19 protein-coding genes are annotated in these 20,703 nt (G+C 38.9%); 5 read left to right on the top strand and 14 right to left on the bottom strand.

Going from position 1 to position 20,703, the window contains the following annotated elements; all coding sequences use genetic code 11:
* Positions 1-88: 88 nt before the first annotated feature.
* The 14 genes from smpB to ACYVM0_RS06330 form a co-directional block, all read right to left on the bottom strand.
* Complete coding sequence (gene smpB, locus ACYVM0_RS06395; protein WP_460554211.1) at positions 89-526, bottom strand: SsrA-binding protein; 438 nt, start codon at positions 524-526, stop codon at positions 89-91.
* A gap of 92 nt (positions 527-618) precedes the next feature.
* Complete coding sequence (locus ACYVM0_RS06390) at positions 619-1,593, bottom strand: lipid A deacylase LpxR family protein (protein ID WP_460554208.1); 975 nt, start codon at positions 1,591-1,593, stop codon at positions 619-621.
* 53 nt (positions 1,594-1,646) lie between these two features.
* Positions 1,647-2,555, bottom strand: coding sequence for a fatty acid desaturase family protein (locus tag ACYVM0_RS06385; protein WP_460554205.1), 909 nt, complete (start codon positions 2,553-2,555; stop codon positions 1,647-1,649).
* On the bottom strand, positions 2,552-3,664 hold the full coding sequence (locus ACYVM0_RS06380; protein WP_460554202.1) for a BtaA family protein: 1,113 nt from the start codon (positions 3,662-3,664) through the stop codon (positions 2,552-2,554). Before ACYVM0_RS06380 ends, ACYVM0_RS06385 begins: the two co-directional genes overlap by 4 nt.
* Before the next feature lie 24 nt (positions 3,665-3,688).
* A complete protein-coding gene (locus ACYVM0_RS06375) occupies positions 3,689-4,753 on the bottom strand; it encodes a hypothetical protein (protein ID WP_460554200.1) in 1,065 nt (354 codons plus the stop codon).
* Complete coding sequence (locus tag ACYVM0_RS06370) at positions 4,729-5,466, bottom strand: ferritin family protein (protein WP_460554197.1); 738 nt, start codon at positions 5,464-5,466, stop codon at positions 4,729-4,731. Before ACYVM0_RS06370 ends, ACYVM0_RS06375 begins: the two co-directional genes overlap by 25 nt.
* 32 nt (positions 5,467-5,498) lie before the next feature.
* Entirely contained in the window at positions 5,499-6,551 is a 1,053-nt protein-coding gene (locus tag ACYVM0_RS06365) for a GNAT family N-acetyltransferase (RefSeq protein ID WP_460554194.1), read from the bottom strand.
* A gap of 11 nt (positions 6,552-6,562) precedes the next feature.
* The gene (locus ACYVM0_RS06360; RefSeq protein WP_460554191.1) at positions 6,563-7,012 is read right to left on the bottom strand and encodes a hypothetical protein; all 450 of its coding nucleotides are present in this window, start codon (positions 7,010-7,012) and stop codon (positions 6,563-6,565) included.
* A 213-nt stretch (positions 7,013-7,225) separates the two neighbouring features.
* On the bottom strand, positions 7,226-7,711 hold the full coding sequence (locus ACYVM0_RS06355; RefSeq protein WP_460554188.1) for a hypothetical protein: 486 nt from the start codon (positions 7,709-7,711) through the stop codon (positions 7,226-7,228).
* Positions 7,712-7,924: 213 nt separating this feature from the next.
* Complete coding sequence (accD, locus tag ACYVM0_RS06350) at positions 7,925-8,842, bottom strand: acetyl-CoA carboxylase carboxyltransferase subunit beta (RefSeq protein WP_460554185.1); 918 nt, start codon at positions 8,840-8,842, stop codon at positions 7,925-7,927.
* 142 nt (positions 8,843-8,984) lie between these two features.
* A complete protein-coding gene (gene fbaA / locus ACYVM0_RS06345) occupies positions 8,985-10,052 on the bottom strand; it encodes a class II fructose-bisphosphate aldolase (protein WP_460554182.1) in 1,068 nt (355 codons plus the stop codon).
* Between the two features lie 170 nt (positions 10,053-10,222).
* Entirely contained in the window at positions 10,223-10,990 is a 768-nt protein-coding gene (locus ACYVM0_RS06340; protein ID WP_460554179.1) for a TroA family protein, read from the bottom strand.
* 1,488 nt (positions 10,991-12,478) lie between these two features.
* Positions 12,479-13,834 carry a cystathionine beta-synthase gene (locus ACYVM0_RS06335; protein ID WP_460554176.1) on the bottom strand — a complete coding sequence of 452 codons (1,356 nt, stop codon included), beginning with the start codon at positions 13,832-13,834 and terminating at the stop codon, positions 12,479-12,481.
* A 409-nt stretch (positions 13,835-14,243) separates the two neighbouring features.
* On the bottom strand, positions 14,244-15,830 hold the full coding sequence (locus ACYVM0_RS06330; protein ID WP_460554173.1) for a S41 family peptidase: 1,587 nt from the start codon (positions 15,828-15,830) through the stop codon (positions 14,244-14,246).
* A gap of 279 nt (positions 15,831-16,109) precedes the next feature.
* Here ACYVM0_RS06330 and ACYVM0_RS06325 point away from each other — a divergent pair, with 279 nt between their 5' ends.
* The 5 genes from ACYVM0_RS06325 (at position 16,110) to ACYVM0_RS06305 (ending at position 20,611) form a co-directional block, all read left to right on the top strand.
* On the top strand, positions 16,110-16,946 hold the full coding sequence (locus ACYVM0_RS06325; protein WP_460554170.1) for a BadF/BadG/BcrA/BcrD ATPase family protein: 837 nt from the start codon (positions 16,110-16,112) through the stop codon (positions 16,944-16,946).
* Positions 16,947-16,967: 21 nt separating this feature from the next.
* Positions 16,968-17,783 (top strand): N-acetylmuramic acid 6-phosphate etherase, encoded by an 816-nt coding sequence (gene murQ / locus ACYVM0_RS06320; RefSeq protein ID WP_460554167.1) that lies wholly within the window; start codon positions 16,968-16,970, stop codon positions 17,781-17,783.
* A 62-nt stretch (positions 17,784-17,845) separates the two neighbouring features.
* Entirely contained in the window at positions 17,846-19,117 is a 1,272-nt protein-coding gene (locus tag ACYVM0_RS06315) for a T9SS type A sorting domain-containing protein (RefSeq protein ID WP_460554164.1), read from the top strand.
* A 153-nt stretch (positions 19,118-19,270) separates the two neighbouring features.
* Entirely contained in the window at positions 19,271-19,834 is a 564-nt protein-coding gene (locus ACYVM0_RS06310) for a hypothetical protein (protein ID WP_460554161.1), read from the top strand.
* 99 nt (positions 19,835-19,933) lie between these two features.
* A complete protein-coding gene (locus ACYVM0_RS06305; protein ID WP_460554158.1) occupies positions 19,934-20,611 on the top strand; it encodes a succinate dehydrogenase cytochrome b subunit in 678 nt (225 codons plus the stop codon).
* The last annotated feature ends 92 nt before the right edge of the window (positions 20,612-20,703 follow it).

Raw genomic sequence — 20,703 nt, 5'->3', positions numbered from 1 at the left:
AACAAGACTCAAGCTACAAGCTTCAAGGAGATGCATTCTATTCTAAACCGTCTTGTTTTTCAATAGCAGCTTTCCTCCCTGCGGCTTATCAAATTCCATACTTCCGCTTAATATCCCTGTCGTTCTCCCGCTCTTTAATCGTTTCTCTTTTATCGTATAATTTTTTGCCTTTGCCCAGGCCTATTTCCATTTTAAAAAAACCTTTCTCTGTTAAAAATATTTTTAAAGGAATGATAGAATAACCTTTCTCTTTTATTTTAGTTTCTAATTTGCGCAGTTCACGTTTGTTCAACAGCAATTTTCTTTCCTGCATAGGCTCGTGGTTGGTGTACGTACCAAAAGAATATTCGGAGATATGCAGGCTTTTTACAAACAACTCGCCATTCTCAAATAAACAATAGCTGTCATTAAAACTGGCCTTTCCTGCACGTAAACTTTTTATCTCGGTGCCTTGCAATACAAGTCCGGCAATGTATTTGTCTTCAAAAAAATATTCGTGGTATGCTTTGCGGTTACTGATTTCCAATGCTCTTCAATTTCTGCAAAGATAAAAGGGATTTGTGATGTTTGATTTATGATTTATGATAAGGGCGGGCGCTTAAAGCCCCGATCCGCAGGTTACAAGGCAAAACCAACACTTATACCGCCCCAGCGATGGTAATGGCCGGTACGGAATTCTTTGGTAAGAAAAGATTGGGTATAAGAGAGGTACAATTTTTTAAAATTCACTATCAGGCCTGCATCGGCCTGGAAGGTTACCCTTGTAATATCGCTGCCGGCAATGGTGTAGGGATTTTTACGATTGAAAACGCCGCCCTGCATTGTGGCGTCGTAGCCAATTACATTCATTCGGCTTTGCCCGTAAAAATAATATTCAGCTTTTCTGTTTTTATACAAAACGGGCAAAAATCTTTTATTAAACCGGCCTGCCAAAAAATTAAAGCCGCCACTGAGTTTGTCGTTGAGTGTACCAACTCTTGCTTCTGCAGCGCCATTCAATAAAAAATGATCACCTGCGCTCAATAATTGTTTTTCGTAATTCATTTGATAATTAAGAATCACATCATTTTGTACCTGGTATTGCCAGCCATGCGGCAAAGGATTTTTTAACCAGCGATGAATATTATCCTGTATCTGGTAGCCCAATGCGTTTGGCCCCATGATGCCAATGCTGAAGCCAGTAGCTATTTGTTGTTTTTTTGCAGGATCAACCTGTATTAAAAATGTTTTTAAAGATATGTTGGCATTAAAAGGACGGTCGCCATATAGGATACTATCGCTGGCAATGCTGGTGGGAGTGTAGCCAAATAAATTAAATGCCATACCATACTGTGGCGTGGTTGCAAATGGCTTCCATAATAATTTTGTCAAGGGGAATTTTTTTATAGCAGGATGTATCATATCCAGCGTGATGCCCTGGCTGTAATACTCATCCGACTTGGTAAAAAAATCATTATCGTAATGAAAACGGAAATAACTATTGTGGTTAATAGTTCTGAAAGTGGAACTGTTATCAATGAGCTGGGCTTTTGTTGCAGTGGCACAACAAACCAATAGCATTACCGGGGAAATCTTAAAAATGTATCTTATCACAAACTGATATACGGATAAATCAGCAGGACAGATGTGAGGGTTTTACCAGGATTTTATTTTGAAATTACTTTTGGAGATTCTTCTTTTGTTAGTTTAGGACCTTTCCATAAACGCAGGTAATTTTTAAAGAATGAAAATCTTCCTTTACCAGACCTGATAAATTTGGGCAAATGCAGCCAGGGTATCTTTGGATTCTGATGATGCGCCAGGTGTAGATTAAAATTTAAATAAATTAAATTCAGCCAGACAGGAATTTTTAAATTATGAGCGCCATTGATGATATCACGGGGACTGAAAGCATGGTTAATATAGTTTTGCGATGACCATACAAAACCATGCAGTAAATAAAAGATCAGCCAGGTTTCAACATCCCAATTGATCAGCCACAAACAAAATACCTGGAAAGCAATAACCACAATGCTTTCAACCTGGCATATTCTTAATTTATGTACATCATCGCTGCCTTCAAGAAAGCCTCTTATCTCTTTATGCTTTTTAAACAAAGCAGAATTAACTAATCCCGGTGCAATGGCAAAAAGAATGACCGATAACCATAGTGCCAGGTAGCCAAAGCCAACCATCATCAGGTAAAGATTACCATACCGTAACCATTTATTCTGGTGTTCATAATAAAGATCCCACATCTCTTCATCTGTTCTGTTTTTTTTGTGGTGCTTTAAATGGCAATGCCTGAAAAAATGAAAGGAAACAATGAATAGGCAACAAAGCCACCGGCCCAGCAAAACATTCCAACGGGGATTGGGATGCAATGCGTTATGTGCTGCTTCATGCATAAGAGAATAAACCGGTATCATCATAATAGCAAAAGCTACTGCCAGTAATAATTTAAATCCGATAGTATGAATATGTGCCCCGGTTAACAGCAAGAAAAAATATACAGCAGAACAAATTGCAATGATTGCAAGATTTGTTTTTTCAGGTATGGGATAGTTGTCTGTCATGGCTGTTTATTAATATGGTAGGCGGCAACTTTTCCATATACAAATGAACGGTCGTTGTCATAAATATATTTACTCAGGGTTTCGTTTTTTACGATCTGTGCTTTTAATTCGCCCGGTACCTCACGTGGCACCATCAGGTTGCGGAAGATGACCCTTGCGCCTGGCCTGCTTGTGCGGTAAACAGATGCAAACAAACGATTGGTATCTTTTTCACTCATCAGTTCACAAATATTCGATAAAGCAAAACAGTCAATCCTTTTGTCAGGTATGCTATCGATCCAGTTTTGCGCTTCTGCAGTAAAAATTTTGATCCTGCCGACCCTTGATTTAATAATGTCAAAATTTTCTTTCAGTAAACAGGAGGGAACTTCATTGGCGTTGCTGTATTTACCCAGCAGATACAGCGACAAAAAATAATTTCCTTTTATGGGAATATTGCGGAATGCTTTTTTAGAACGGTTGTAAAAACTTTCGGCAAATGATTTACTCCCGTCATCAAAATGAAAGTAATCGGCTACCAAACCACGTTTGGCCAATCTCTTTTTATTGAAGAGTATTTTAAACATGTAATGAAAGCGCCGGGTATTCCATACTTCATCAAAATAGATTTCCTGTTCTGCTTTGGTCTTCTCTTTAAATAAACCCAGCACTCTTTTTTTGCCCTGCAATAATTTAATGAATTTTCCTGCCAGCTTAATAAACCCTTCATATTTTCCATTCATGATAAGCCCGTTGGTTAAAATTTTATTTTGCCGGTTCCAGAATGCAAGCGCTGCTGGGCTTAAGGAAGATTTGATGGTATCATATAATTGTAACCGGTTAGAATTGGCTGTTAAACCCATAAATGAAATGAACTCATCAAATTCCAAATGTTTTATGGCAGCAATTTTCAATTCCAGTAAATGAGATTGTGTGGGATTAATATCAATGCTATAGATCACAGCAGGATCAAATAATAAAAAGCCCAGTACATTACAACCTCCGGATGTAATGGCCATCACCGCATCATTGCTTTTTATCTGTAATGCAGCATGATCGCTTTCGGGATCTTCCCAGTTATGCGTAAAAACCAATTTGAATAAGGAAACCTGGTCTTTTTCTTTTTCCATTGTTTAATTATTTAAGTGGTTTGCTTACCATAATCCTTTGCTGTTGAAAAATGGTGCAACGGTAATGCCGTGCTTTAAACTGAGGTTATAAATTGCTTCTGTTTTATCGATGGTAATATTGCCTTTACCGGCAGAATATGATTCAATTTTATTTTCAAATGCCAATACCATTGCTTCCAGTATGCAGCCATGTATAATATAAGGTGCTGCATAACGGTACATATTTTTTGAGTAGTCAGGATAGAAAGAAAAACCTTCGCTTACCTGTCCCATGCCGCCATGAAATAAATTGAAATCCGCATTACTTTCAGTTTTTGTTTCCAGGTTTTTAGGATAGCCGGCATCGCAGATCAAGACCTTCTTTTTACAATTCGATAATTGTATTCCTGATGAACTTGCTGCACTGATGATGATGTCGGCATCTGCAATAAGGTCATTAACTGCAATGGCGCAACCTACTGCAATATTTTCTTTTACCAATTGCAGATACAATTGTTGCAACCTTTGATTATTTCGTGCACACAGGAGTAGTTTTTTTACCTTTGTTTTAAGGTAGTTCACGCAGGCCATTCCTATATCGCCGGTGGCACCGATAATTAAAACCTCTGCTTCATGCAATTGAATGCCCTGTTGAGTTGCCGCTTTTTCAATTCCTTTTACAATGTATGCAGCAGTAAGTGTGTTACCGGTTGTAAATTTTGCTTCACCTGCAGAAAAGCCATCGAGATTACCTTCTAAAACTATTGAAGTAAAACCGCCCAGCGTTACAATTTTAGCGCCCATTTTTTTTGCATGGGCTACGGCATGCATCACCTTACTGATATTCGTTCTTACAAATGACGCATCCAGTTTTTCCGGGTCAATAAAAGTATCGATGTATACACCATTTATTTCGGTACCTGTTTTTGATCTTACTTTAACGCGGAACAGATCTCTCGGTGGAATGAAAGAAAATATGCTTTTAATTTTGTCGGCAGAAAGTTCTTCCAGTTCTGCAGAACGGATACTGTTGATGAATGCAGTAATGTTCTGCCAGCTATCCTGGTGCCCGATAACCGCAAAGTCTAAGCCGGCAGGCGTGCTATCCATACAATTGATTTTTCTCCGGGAATTCCGATATTGTCTAACGCCTGTAAGTATAATGCCAGTGCATTACCACGCATGGTGGCAACGTCGAGCCCTATGTGATGCAATGTGCCTTTCATACAATCGCCGTTGCAAACACCGCAATGCCCACGCAGATCGGTGGTGGCAGTAAATGCTGCAAGAATGGTCATGCAATTAAAATGCAGTTCTTCAAATTTGCTGATGAATGCATCCGGATCTTTTTCTAATTCGGCACGTAACAGGTCCGAAGAATGTTCAAGGTGTTCTTTTTCTTCATCGGCAATGTTCAGAAAAAGTTTACCGGCCTCGCCGCCCAATGCGTTGCCGGTATCGGTGTACATGGAAACGGCAAAAGATTCCAGCATTACTTCCTGGATGATCAGGCAGGCGATAAAATCTTTTGTACGGGCATAGGATAAAAACTGTTTGCGTACATTTCCCCAATACTCACCATGCATGTTCACATTGATCTTTAATTTTGCTTTTTTGGCATAAGCCATAAATCCTTCCGCATGCATCCTTTCGCTGTTGGCATGTTCTACGGCTTCCATTTTTTCATGAGGATCATCAATGGTTTCCGCAAGTGATGCAAAATTAGACATGCCGATCAATTCGCCTGTAATGGCCTGGGAAAAAACATCCGAAATAACATTGAATTGCTCAATGGTCATTGCTGCATTTTTTACTGCTTCCATGCTTAGTGCTTTAATGGTTAAGAAAAGGGTTATTATACTAAGGAATAGTCTTCGAAAGGAATGCCCTGTTTCACTTTATCAATAAGCTCCCTGTTGTCTTTTATGCTTACCAACATGCCAACAGAATTAAAAGTTAATCTGAATAAACCGGAAAAGCAAGCATTCAGGGGATCTTTTTCGTGCAGCCCTATAGAAACAAACGAATAAGACTGTTCGTAAATAATATTCCTGGCATGATTTACCAGTGATCTTACCACGGTCTTCTCCCTGTTTTCCACTGCCAGGTATTTGATGTACATCATTTTTACAGGTTCATTTACCACAGGCATCCGGGATATGCCCAGTATACCGCTCAGTGCATTCATAGCTTTCAGCAGCCATTTCATTTTCCGGGATAATCTTGTCACTACATTTTGCTTTACGGGCATCGTATCGGTCATACACATTGCAGCGATGATAGTATTGTTGTGGCGGATGATAAAATTAGTAGTGCCTTGCAGTTTTTCATTTGTAATAACACTACCTAATTCATATGTACTGTAATGCAGATTGAAGAAATTGATCAATTCATCTGTAATGGGGGAGGGTTCAATTTTGTAAAGAGAAGAAGTTTTTTTTCTTTTTTTACCAATGAACTGGTGGATCTGGAAGATGCCGATATTATCAAAATCGGGTACACTGGGCCTGTTCTTAAAAAATGAAACCGGTTTGGTATTGCCTTTTGAAACATTGAGAAAAGCTAGGTCCGCATCTTTTGCAATTACATAACCGGCCATCTCGTTACACAACTGTAAACCAATTCCTTTATTCCTGTAGGTAGCTGCTACTTTAAGATCGCCGATATATTGCAGGGGTAAAACCTGTCCACCAACATATACCTGCTGCAAAGAAACGCAAAGGCAACCAATGATGGTTTCACCATCCAGTGCAACAAATACTTTTGTTGGCCCACGCATGTGCAGGAGTTTAAAAAAATCAGGTTTCCTGTCTATACGCAAACCTGTTTCCCCCATCATTCCTGAGGCCGCAGTAAGTGCTATCAATTGCTGGTTGTCTTGCTGCGTGGCAAGGCGGTAATTGATCATGTTTTCTTTTTTTAGAAATTGACAAGCCCGGATTTACCTTCCACTTCTTTAAAATGCCTTTTGCCCCCGGCATCCACAAACATAAAAATGGTCATATGTGCATCGGTACTGTGAAATACGTACCAGTTGTTTTTATGGAATGCCAAAGGTTGGTGCAAGGTATCAACAATTTTATTGTTCTCCCACACCAAAACATTTTTGCAATCCCTGGTAAAATATAAGCGCATGGGATTATTACTTTGTTTGTACAGGGAAGCGGAGCGGAGTTTGGTATAAACAACAGGCACTTCATTTTTAAAACTGTCTGCTTTTATTTCTTCAACATAAATACCATTTGCAAGGCCGCAAACATTGCCAATATATTTTTTACGGATATGTATGTTGCCACCGGTGATGCATTGGATGCAGCCGGAGAGGATTGTTATTAGGAGAAAAAAAATGAAGAAGGGAAAATTACGCATAAGTATTGTTTGCAGTAGATAATTATTTCAACAGAACAGTATCCCAATATTTTTTGCCATCCTCAAAATTTTTGATTCGAAATTTATTCTTCGATATTTTACGAACAAGATCTTCAAATCTTATTTTGTCGGGGTCTTGTGACGAAACGATTAAAGCAGCATGATGTTTTTACATTAATGTTCCCTACGCCAGGTAATGAATATTTTTACTGTTTAATTTTGTGATGAATAATTTGTAGTCAGTGTATTGCTCCATATCATTACATCTTTGGATTTTATTTTTTTTACTTTTAATGGCAACTCTTTTATCGTAACCGGTGGAGGAACAAAATGAAACCCGATCTTAAACTCAGGGTTTCTTGATTTGCAGAGTCCTGTAATTCTCTTTAATTCAAGGATCTTTGTTTCACTTTGGAAGGGAGGAATTGTAATTGTTTCAGGCCCGTTTTTAAAACATAAGTTTACTGAAATTTTCCACCTGTCATTATCAATTGCATAGCGTTCCTGCCACGAACAATTCCAGGTAACATATTTTACCGAGTCTGGAGAATTATTTGTCAATGTTACTTTGATGAAGAGATTGTTTTCGCTGCGACTATTAATTATTGCAGTTAATAATAATTTAGCATTATCCGCAGGCTTAACCTGGAAAGAAGAAAAGATTGCAATAGCTATACTACAAAATAGAACCTTTTTCATGTTTATTCTTTAGAGCGGACGGTATGTAGAAGTGGTGCCCTTTATTTATTATTATGCAAAAACTTTCCACTTAAAGATATATGTTTTTATGGCATTTGTATTTGGGAATACAAAAGAGTCCTATATTTTTTTGTTAAAAGGAGCACATCTGAATACACAAAAAAATCCCATCAACTCTTCAGTCAATGGGATGAAAATATTTTTTAAAAAGAATCAACTCTTAAACAACACCAGCAGTGTACTCAGCTTCTCTTTCAATTCTTTTCTTGGAATAATAAAATCCAGGAAGCCATGTTCCAGTAAAAATTCACTGCGTTGAAAACCTTCGGGCAGGTCTTTTTTAATGGTTTCTTTAATTACCCTGGGGCCGGCAAAGCCAATAAGGGCGCCGGGTTCGCCGCAGATGATATCTCCCAGCATAGCAAAAGATGCAGTAGTGCCACCAAATGTGGGATCGGTACACAAAGAGATATACGGAACCTGGTGATCGCTTAACTGGGATAGTTTACCGGAAGTTTTTGCCAGCTGCATTAAAGAGAATGCACTTTCCATCATCCTGGCACCACCACTTTTATTGATGATCATAAAAGGAATGTGGTGTTCAATACAATAGTCGCAGGCACGGCTTATTTTTTCTCCCATCACGCTGCCCAGGCTGCCACCAATAAATTCAAAATCCATACAGGCCACTACAAGATCATTGTCGTTCACTTTACCATGCGCAACAGTTATCGAATCATGAATATCCGTTTTGGAATAAGTTTCTTCCAGGCGCTGGTGGTAAGGTTTCAGGTCGGTGAAATTCAACATATCTTTGGACCTGATGTTGGCAAACAATTCTGTGTAATGGTTATCGTCGAAAAGAATTTCAAAATATTCTTCGCTGCCAATGCGGTGATGATGTTCGCATTTAGGGCAAACAAATTTATTTTCTCTCAGCTCCGATACCGTACAGGTGTACTTGCAGTTGGGGCATTTGCTCCATAAACCTTCGGGTGCATCCTTTTTATCTTTGGTAGAAGTGAGGATACCTTTTTTTATACGCTTGAACCAGCTGGATTTGGTTTCTTCCGAATCACCTTCCTCGCCGGTTAAATTAAGTTCAAAATCTTCTTCTTTCTTCTGGCTCATATTACAAGTTGAAAGTTAAAAGTACAAAGTTATGAGTTACGGGTTACCTGTTGCGGGTTATTTGATTGTTTGCGAAGAATTGAGCTCTTATTATCAAACTAACAATCAAATATCCCGTAACTTTTAAAACCCGTAACTTTTATTATGCATTCCGGTTAATACAATTCAAATCTTCAAAAGCTACTTCTAATCTTTTAATAAAGCTTTCTTCTCCTTTACGTAACCAAACTCTTGGATCGTAATGCTTTTTATTGGGAGCATCCGGGCCATCAGGATTACCTAACTGGCCTTGCAGGTAAGCTTCATTCTTTTTGTAATTATTTAAAATGCCTTCCCAGAAAGCCCATTGCATATCGGTATCAATATTCATTTTGATAGCACCATAACTGATGGCTTCACGAATCTGGTTCTGCGGAGAGCCGCTGCCACCGTGGAATACAAAGTATACTGGTTTTGGCCCCGTCTTTAATTCTTTTTCGATATACACCTGGCTGTTGTGTAAAATGATGGGCGTTAATTGTACGTTACCAGATTTATAAACACCATGCACATTACCAAATGCTGCAGCAACAGTAAACAGCTTGCCTACTTTACTTAACTCCGTATAGGAATAAGCAACGTGTGCCGGTTGCGTATATAATTTTTCATTGTCTACATCACTGTTGTCCACACCATCTTCTTCACCACCGGTAACACCCAGTTCAATTTCAATGCTCATGCCTAATGGCTGCATGCGTTTAAAAAATTCAACTGAAGTGGCAATGTTTTCTTCAATAGGTTCTTCAGAAAGATCCAGCATGTGAGAACTAAAAAGTGGCTGGCCTTTTTCTTTATAAAATTGTTCGCCGGCATCAATTAATCCGCTTACCCATGGCAGCCATTTTTTAGCTGCATGATCGGTATGTATCACAACCGGTACACCATAATATTTAGCCACATTATGAATATGTAAAGCGCCGGAAATACCACCGGCAATATTGGCTTGTAATTTATCGTTGGGCATTCCTTTGCCGGCCATAAACTGTGCGCCGCCATTAGAAAATTGTATAATAACAGGAGAATTAACTTTTGCCGCAGTTTCTAAGGTGGCATTGATAGAGTTGGTACCAATTACGTTAACCGCAGGAAGTGCGAACTGGTTGTCTTTTGCATCATTATATAGCGCTTCTAGCTCTGCACCATGTAAAACGCCTGAACTGTATTTACTCATAGTAGAAATGTTTTTTGCAAATGTAAGGAACTGTGGGGAATAGTCAATTGTGAATGGTCAATTGTGAATGGCGAATGGTGAAATGTGAAAAGGATTCAGTAAATGTCACTTTTTTTAAGACTTTTCTAAAAACAGCAAGTTACAGCTATTGACCATTCACTATTTACGTCTTACCACTCACGGCTTATGCCTTGCAGGTATTCCGGCACCAGCAACATACGGCTGCCGTACCAGCTGAACATTTCGCCATCGGCTAAAATTATTTTTGTGCCGGGTAAATGTTGTTGCAACTCGTCAATATGTTTTTGTTTAAAAGGGTAGGGCTCAGAAGAAAGTAAAACCAGTTGGCAATTTTTAGTCTTTAGCTCGTCGGTGGTAACTTCCGGATATCTATTATCCTCTTCAAAAATGTTTTTTAAGCCTGCCTTTGAAAGTATATCATTAATAAAAGTATTGCCACCTGCTGCCATATAGGGTTTATTCCATATTAGGTAAGCGGTTCTTAAAGGCGCAGCCGGCTGATTGATGGTTAAAAAACCGGACCTGATTTTTGTTGCCAGTTGTATTGCTTCGTTTGCCTTTCCGGTAAGCGCTCCTATATCGGTGATCATTTGCAATGCTTCAGCAACATTGTTTACATCAGTCACCAGCACATCGTAGTCATGGGCAAGTTCTTCAATTTGTTCTTTTACATTTTCTTCTTTATTGGCAATGATAAGATCGGGCTGTAATTTTTTTACTCCTGCAATGTTCACTGTTTTAGTGCCGCCTACTCTTGTTTTGGTCCGGTACCATTCTTTCGGGTGAATGCAGAACCTGGTGATGCCAATTGTTTCTTCTTCAAGGCCAAGATAATGCAACAGCTCTGTCTGCGAGGGAACCAGTGAAATAATTCGTTTGGGAGTAAAAGGAAGTATGTAAGGCGGCTGCAGGATCATATTGCAAAAGTAGGGCACAGGTATTAGTGCAAATAAAAAACTTCCATAGTCATCTGACAGAGTCAAATAATTATGGAAGTAAGTTTTTTAAGAACCAACCAAGCACTAGTCGGTTTAAACAGGGACCTTTTGGATCTTTTAAAGCATTCCGGTTTAACGAAACACTTTTAATAATGTAATCCGGTTTCAGTGTGGTCTTTTCATTTTAACCATCATCGCTTTTTACAGCATAGGTTTAGGATATTGTACTACTTTGGTCTTTTGCGCCATCATCGCTTTTTACAGCATAGGCATTGGATAATTGGATATTCTTGTTTTCTTTAGGAATCAGATCTTGTTTTCTTTGAATGCTCTTTGGTTTTTTACAGAATCAGATTTATAATGTTATACTGTTAATTTTAAAAAGTAGAAGTTGACTGATATTGGATTTGTTTCAGGTTTTTCACAAACATTGGATTGATTTCTTTGGCTTCTTCAGGATTGTTGGATATAATGATTGATATTTAATTCCTATCAATCAACTTCTTACACAAAGATGCGATGTAATCGGTTGCTGTACAAGAGCGTTATTGCGCTTTTTTTAACATACTGTATTTACTGCTGCAATCGTAGATGTTCAGGTTTATCAATAGGGTAGCTACGTATTTTGTAAACGTAGTTTTACGATTTTGCTATGAGAAAGAATGATTTACATAAATAAAAAACTTCCATAAACATTTGACGAGTCAAATACCTATGGAAGTAAGTTTTTTGAGAACCAACCAAGCACTAGTCGGTTTTAAACAGGATTGTCTTGGATCTTCACTTCGTTACTCCAGGTTTAGTGGAACAACTTTTTAATAATGTAATCCGGTTTCAGTGGTCTTTTCATTTTAACCATCATCGCTTTTTACAGCATAGGTTTAGGATATTGGTCAACTTTGGTCTTTGGCGCCATCATCGCTTTTTACAGCATAGGCATTGGATATTGGTTTCTTTCGGTCTTTCTCGCCATCATCGCTTTTTACAGCATAGGCATTGGATAATTGGATACTTGTGTTCTCGTTTTTCTTTAGGATTTAGATTCTGCTTTTTGTTTTCTTTGGACTTTGGTTTTCTATAGGTTTAGATCTTTATGGTATTATTTAAAAAATTAGAAGTTGACTGATATTGGATCTTTTTAGGTTATTCACAAACATTGGATTGAATTCTTTTGGCTTCTTCAGGATTTTTGGATAATGATTGATATTTAATTCCTATCAATCAACTTCTGACACAAAGATGCAATGTAATCGGTTGCTGTACAATAGCGTTATTGCCCTTTTTTTAACATACTGTATTTACTGCTGCAATAGTAAATGCGCTGTTATTTTAATGGGGGAGCTACGTGAAAAAGTATCGTAGATTTACGTTTTTTATATGTAATCACGTGTAAATATGAAAAATGCTGCATCGTTACAATGCAGCATTCACAAGGGTTTGAAGCCTATCGTAAAAATGCCTTTAACATTATTTGGCAAGGCTTTGGATAATATCGTATTTGGTAACAATATGATATGAGCCGCTCTCATCTTTGCTTAAAACCGCACCATTTTCCTTTGTAATATAAGTACTTAAGCGCTCCACAGGGGTATCAAAAGCCACTTCGGGGTATGGTTTTTCAATTACCAGGCTGATGGGATCATTCTTTATTTCTGCATTGTTCAATATCTTATTAAATAAACCACTTTCAGATATAGAACCGATATTATTATCGCCATCCAACACGGGAATGTTTTCAATATCATACTTCTTCATTAATTCTATAGCCTGTAATACCGTCTGATTGCTGCTGATGGTCACTAATTTTTGATTGCCTCTTCCGCTAACCAGGTCTTTAAAGGTTTTTACTTCTAAAAATCCTCTTTCCATCATCCATTGATCGTTGTATATCTTACCAACATAACGGCTGCCATGATCGTGAAATATCACTACTACCACATCATCTTTTTTAAGCTGGTCTTTTAATTGCAATACGCCCTGTAAGCAGCTGCCGGCGCTGTATCCGCAAAACAAACCTTCTTCTTTAGCAATACGCCTGGCCATAATGGCACCATCTTTATCGGTTACTTTTGTAAACTCGTCAATCACACTCATATCATAGTTTTGGGGTACAAAATCTTCGCCAAAGCCTTCACTGATATAAGGGTACACTTCTTTCTGGTCCAGTTCCCCGGTTTCAAAATATTTTTTTAATAAAGAACCGTAGCTGTCAATAGCCCACACTTTAATATTGGGATTTTTTTCTTTCAGGTATTTGCCGGTGCCTACAATAGTGCCGCCGGTGCCTGTTGCCACTACAAGGTGCGTTACTTTGCCTTCTGTCTGTTCCCATATCTCCGGCCCGGTTTGCTCGTAATGCGCCTGTCGGTTGGCTAAATTATCATATTGATTAACGTACCAGCTGTTAGGTACTTCGGTAGCCAGTCTTTTACTTACAGAGTAATAACTACGGGGATCTTCAGGTTCTACATTGGTTGGGCAAACAATTACTTCTGCGCCTACAGCTTTAAGGATATCAGCTTTTTCTTTGGATTGTTTATCGGTAGTGGTGAAAATACATTTGTATCCCTTTACACAGGCTGCCAAAGCAAGGCCCATACCGGTATTGCCGCTGGTGCCTTCAATAATGGTGCCGCCGGGTTTTATTTTGCCTTCCTGTTCGGCCACTTCCAGCATTTTTAAAGCCATACGGTCTTTAATACTGTTGCCGGGGTTAAAGTATTCTACTTTAGCCAAAACCGTGCAGGGCAGGTGTTTGGTAATTTTATTCAGTTTAATAAGGGGAGTGTCACCAATTGTTTCTAAAATATTATTAAGCCACATAAGAATCGTTGTTTTGCCGCAAAGGTAATATTAAGTTGAAAGTTTAAAGTTGAAAGTTGAAAAACTGCATCAATGGTTGTAATGGCAGCTTTTACCTGTTTTTCAGAGTAATGCTGTTACAGGCAGTTTTTATTTTGACATAACGAATAGAAAACGTTCTACAATACATTTATTCCGGCGTCTACTTTTAATGGTTTTGTTTGTTTGCAACTTTACAGTACCAATATATCCTAACAAAAACAATTGCGTCCGTATCCTTACAAACAATTGATTCTGTATCCTAAGAAAAAACAATTAGTCCCGTATCCGGAAGAACAAATTAACCTCTGGATCGTAAGTAACAAAGTAGTTGGAAGACTGTAAAAGTAGCAGACTACAGTAAGCGCCTCCTCAACCGGAGGCGCTTTTTTTATTGCAATACTTCTATGGCTTTTTTTATAGTGTTATCATCGGTATTCAATACCTCCACCATGCCTTCGGTACGCCATACCTGGCGGGCTATAGAAGATTTAATACGGTTGATGATATCTGCTTTTTCTTTTACGCTTACAGTATCAATATTGACAGAATCTTTTATGGCAGATGTTGTAAAAGATTTCCAGTCGTTATCAGTAAACGAAAAGTTTTTAATAAAATCAGCAGGCGATTTATAATTTTTCAGCGATGCGGTATTTTGTAAATAAAACTGGTAGGCAAAATTTCCCGGTACATTCCTGGCATATAATTTTGCTGTGCTGATGCTGAAGCCGCTGGTATCTAAAGCCACAAAATAATCAGGCGTAATACCGCCACCGCCATACACCGTTTTTCCCCCGGGTGTTTTATACACTTTGGTTTTATCATTTTTTACAGAGTCGGCACTTTGTGTTTCTCCATCATGAAAGCGGTTACTGATTTCATCATAGTAAGCTTTTTCACCGTTAGTATAAGAACGTTGAATGCTTCGGCCCACGGGGGTGTAATATCTTGCGATGGTTAAACGCAGTGCGCTATTGTCACTCAATTCAAATTGTTCCTGTACCAGCCCTTTACCAAAAGAGCGGCGGCCGATAACCGTAGCCCTGTCCCAATCCTGTAAAGCACCAATCAATACTTCACTGGCGCTTGCCGTGCCTTCGTTGGCAAGCACCACCAATGCACCTTTTTCAAATTGGCCATCCCTGCGGCAACGGTATTCTTTTTTAGCCACATGTTTTCCTTCGGTATAAGTGATGAGTTTATCGCCGGGTAAAAATTCATCTGCAATTTCCACAGCTTCATCTAAAATGCCACCACCATTATCTCTAAGGTCTAATATTAATTTCTGCAGCCCCTGCTTTTTTAATTCCAGCAAAGCATCCATAAACTCATGGTAGGTTTGCTGCGAAAATTTATTGAGTTTAATATAGCCCACACCATTACCGATCATATAGCTGGCATCCAGGCTGTATAATGGAATAGCATCCCTGGTAACGGTTACTTTTTTCTGTTCGGTGCCCCGTAAAAAAACAATATCCACTTTGGAGCCTTTATCGCCCCGTAATAATTTCCTTATCCTGTCGCCATCAATTTTATTGCCTGCAACAACGCTGTCCTCAACCTTTAAAAACTTATCACCTGTTTGCATACCGGCTTTAAAGCTGGGCCCGTCTTTCAATACATTGATCACATTAATAGTATCGTTATAAATATTGAACTCCACACCAATGCCATAAAATTTTCCGGCAAGATCTTCATTAATACCATCTAATTTTTCTGCCGGGATAAATACAGAGTGGGGGTCCAGCTTGTTCAGCATGGCGGTGATTGCGGTATCTGCCAAAGCATCGATCTTTACATCATCCACGTATTTATTTTGAATCAGGTCCATGATCTCCTGTATGGGCCTTCTTTTTTCTGCATAAAAAAAACTTTTTCCCGGCATATTATCCCTCATTTTATACCCCAGGTACATTCCTGCAATCATGGTTAAGCTGAATAGCAATGGCAGCCAAACCTGTACTTTTTTATTATTCATTTTGCGAAGATAAGGAGAAGAAGCAAGCGGTAAGCAATGAGAGGAAGAGCGGCAAGCTGCAAGGAGAATAGCTGCAAGGGATAAGGATGGAAGTTGAAATTTTTTTTAGCGAAATAAGCTGCCGGTGAAAGCGCCATTGCAACCTTTTGCTGTTATGCCTGTCGCTGATAAATAATAGTTCCTTAAATTCTTGCGGCCCCCTTTGCAGCTACGCCCTTTGCGGCTTGTATTTTGCAGCTTATTGATAAATGCTGTAACTTCAATATACAAAAGGAAACAATGGCTATAAAATTAATTGCAGACAGCGGGTCAACCAAAGCAGAATGGTGTCTGTTAGACGGGAAAAAGAAAAAGATATTTTACACACAGGGTCTAAGCCCTTATTTTTTATCCTCCGAACAAATACAACATATTATTGAGCAGGAATTGCAAACCAAAATGAAACAGGTACCCGATGAAATATATTTTTATGGTACCGGGTGCAGCAGTCCCGATAATGTGAAGGCAGTAAAAAAAGCCTTACAAAGAAGTTTTTTAAAAGCACAGGTATCTGTCGATCATGACCTGATGGGAGCAGCCAAAGCATTATGTGGTAAAGAAAAAGGGATTGCCTGTATTTTAGGCACAGGCTCCAATTCCTGTTATTATAATGGAAAGAAAATTATAAAGAACAGTCCTGGCCTGGGTTATGTATTGGGCGATGAAGGCAGTGGTGCCTACCTGGGCAAAAAAGTGATCCAGTATTTTTTATACAATACTTTTGATGAAGACCTGATGGACCGCTTTGCAGCAAGATTTAAAACCAACAGTTACGAGATACTGGATGCGGTATATAAAAAGCCGTTACCTAATCGTTACCTGGCTTCCTTTGCTATTTTTTTAGCCGAGAACCGTGGGCATTATATGGTTGAGAATATTATTGAAGACGGCTTTAATGATTTTTTCTTTAATCATATTTATAAATACAGGGAGAGCTGGACATTGCCCATTAATTTTATTGGCAGTGTGGCATTTGGTTTTAAAGATGTGTTGAAGGAAATGTGCAGCAGCTACGAATTACAACTGGGTAAAGTATTACAAAAACCCATGGATGGCTTAATAAAATATCATAGTTAATCAGTAAGAATCAGCAAGGTTATGGCATTTGAAAAGATAACAGAATCCACATCGGCATACCGGCACCTGGAAAAAATGAGTGTGTTGCAATTATTGCAAAACATTAATAAGGAAGATGCCGCTGTGCCTGCAGCGGTAGCAAAAGTAATACCGCAGATAGAAGCATTGATACATGCCATAACCGACAAGATGCTGATGGGGGGAAGGCTTTTTTATATTGGCGCCGGTACCAGCGGAAGGCTGGGTATTTTAGATGCCAGTGAGTGCCCGCCTACTTATGGCGTGCCGCAGGGTTTGGTGGTAGGCATTATTGCCGGTGGCTACAAAGCCATTACAGAAGCAGTGGAATCTGCAGAGGATGATACGGAGCAGGGCTGGGCAGATCTTCAGCAACATAAAATAAACAGCAATGATGTGGTAGTGGGCATTGCAGCCAGCGGCACCACGCCTTATGTGATCAGTGCATTGGAAAAGTGCAGGGAAAATAATATTGTAACCGGAAGCATCAGTTGCAATCCCGATGCACCCATCAGCCAGGCCGCCGATTTTGCTATTGAAGTAGTGGTAGGGCCCGAATTTGTGACCGGCAGCACCCGTATGAAAAGCGGCACGGCACAAAAACTGGTACTCAATATGATCTCTACCTCGGTAATGATCCAATTAGGCAGGGTGGAAGATAATAAGATGGTGAATATGCAGCTGACCAACGAAAAAATAGTGGATCGTGGGGTAAGGATGCTGATGGAAAAACTCGGGCTGCAGGAATATGAAACCGCCAAAGAGCTGCTGCTGGAAAAAGGAAGTGTTAAAAAAGCAATAGAAAGCTTCCGTTCATAAAAAAGTAACGGCAGTTTTATGAATTTTAATTAACTTAGGAATCTAATAACAAAACTACTCATATGAATTTCAAAATTTTACTCTCCACTTCATTTATTGTTTCTTCATTAAGCGCTCTGGCACAGGATGCCGGTAAAACTTATGCCATTACAGGCGATGGCAGTAACGATTTTCGCTGGATGAGCATTCGCCAGGTAGACCTTGCTTCGGGCAAAGTAACACAGGATGTTTATCAAAGAGATAAAACTGCTTTTGTATTGCTTGATGCTGCTACCAAACAACCGGCATCTACACAAACTTTTAAATTTGATAACAACGGAACAACTTCTGTTGTACAGATGCAGGATGCACCTACTTTAACCATGGTAGCTGCAGCAGCATACGATAAAAAACACGATAAATTATTTTTCACGCCGATGCGTATAGGAGAATTGCGCTGGCTGGATGTAAGTGCATCTGCTACGGCTCCTAAATTTTATGCAGAAAAAACACAGTTATTAAATACCGCAAATTTAATGGATGAAGCCAATCATATAACCCGTATGGATATTGCGGCTGATGGCAATGGTTATGCTATTACTAATGATGGCAATCACCTGATCCGTTTTACAACCGGTAAAAAAACTGTGATCACCGATCTTGGTAATTTAGTAGATGCAGAGGATAATAAAAGCGGTATCTCTATTCATAACAAATGTACCAGCTGGGGTGGCGATATGATTGCTGATGCCTATGGTAAATTGTATGTGATATCTGCCAATCACCAGGTATTTAAAGTTGATATCGACAGCAGGATTGCAACATACATCGGCGCTATCACCGGTTTGCCCGCTAACTATACAACTAACGGTGCTGCGGTTGATGCCGATGATAACATTATTGTAAGCAGTGCTAACAGCTTTGAAGGTTTTTATAAATTTAAAATGAAAGACCTTGCCGCAGTTAAAGTAGAAGGAACTGATAAAACTTACAGTGCATCAGATCTGGCCAATGGTAACTTATTATACCAGAAAGAAGCAGATGCTAAAAGAAATTACAGCATGCCTTCTTTAGCACCAATGGCACCAATAAATACCGATGCAAGAATTTTCCCGAATCCTGTTACAGCTAATGAATTCAGGGTACTGTTCGACGGACAGAAAGCTGGTTCATATACTGTAGCGTTAACCGATCTTTCGGGCAGGGCAGTAATGAGTAAAGTGGTTGCAGTAACTTCTAAATTACAAACAGAAACCGTGCAGATATCAAGAACGGTGGCAAAAGGTATTTACATGGTAAAAGTTACCGACGCTTCCAGTCAGCTAATATTTACAGAAAGAATTGTAGTACAATAAAGATATTATGGTTATTAAGTAGGTAGGTTGCCGTTTACGGCAACCTTTTTTTGTATCCGGAAGGGCGGGGCTTACTGCTACAAAAAAAGATTTGAAGCAGGAGCTTTAAAATACATTGATTTCTCGGAACTTTGCAGGAACAAAAAATACGAAGTGCAGGATATAGAACCATATTACAACTGGCGCCATTTATACGCAGCAGAAGAAGATGAATTGTCGCCTTTTTATGGTCGTACCTATAGTGAGTTTGAATTCAGCCAAACCGTGTACAATTATTATATCCATCCCCAGTGGGACGATTTTGGCAGCAAAACATTATACCTTAAAATTTTGTTTGTTGAATATGAGCAAAACTATGCCATCATAGAACTGATAGGTGAATGGAATGATGCCATTGGTAATGATATCATGTTTTTACGAAGAGACGTTACAGATTTTTTATATGCAAAAGGTATTACCAAATTCATCATTGTTGCAGAGAATGTATTGAACTTTCACAGCAGTGATGACAGCTATTACGAAGAGTGGAGAGAACAGGTGCAGGATGATGGTGGCTGGGTGGTAATACTTGACATGCCTCAACAAAGCCAGTACGATTTTAAACGGGCCAGGCTGACCAATTATATCAGTTTAATGGAATTTCCCCAATGGAGGACCTTAAAACCTGACCTTGTTTTTCAGCAGGTAGATAACTGGGTAATGAAGCTGCTGGAGTAAAATTCGGTATCGATTGCATAAAAACATTTAACAAAACGTTTTTTTGAATGATTGTAGCTTAAATTTGCTTTCCAAAATTCAACCATTAACTTTTGCATAATGACTTTTAAACAGATTTTCACTTCTTCGATAGGCAAGAAGTTAACGATGGGGCTTACCGGTTTGTTTCTTATCTCTTTCCTGGTTATACACTGCACCGTCAATTCCATGATATTTTTTAAAGACGATGGAGCCATGTTCAATACCTATGCTCATTTTATGAGCCACAATTATATTGTAAGGGTTTTGGAAATTGGTTTGTTTGCAGGTCTGATAGTCCATATCATTCAGGGCTTACTGTTGTGGAAACAAAACAGCGCAGCAAGGCCGGTGAAGTATGCTGTAAATGCAGCATCAACCAACAGCAAATGGTACAGCCGCAGCATGGGATTGCTGGGTACTTTATTATTATTCTTTTTGATACTGCACATTTCTAAGTTTTTTGTGAATACAAAAATTGCATTATACGGCAACGGTGGCGAAAACGATGCTGCCTATAATTTGTTTGAAGAAATGAAAGAATACTTTCAGCAATTATGGGTGGTGATTGCTTATATAGCCGGCGTGATCTCTTTGTTCTGGCATTTGTTACATGGTTTTCCCAGTGCATTTCAAACACTAGGCATCAATCATAAAAAATATACACCTGTTATTAAGGCTGCAGGCCTCGGCTTTTCAGTAATTGTATGTGTGTTGTTTGCCCTGATGCCACTTGCTTTTTACCTGGGTTGGATTTGATATTTTGCTGCATTGACGCATGCAATTGAAACTAACGATAGCTGATAAAAAAAGAAATTATACATTATTCATTATTAATTATTCATTACCAA

The sequence above is a fragment of the Ferruginibacter profundus genome (assembly GCF_054783275.1).
The sequence above is the reverse complement of the archived record's forward strand: the minus strand, read 5'-3'. Positions and strand labels throughout refer to the sequence as shown.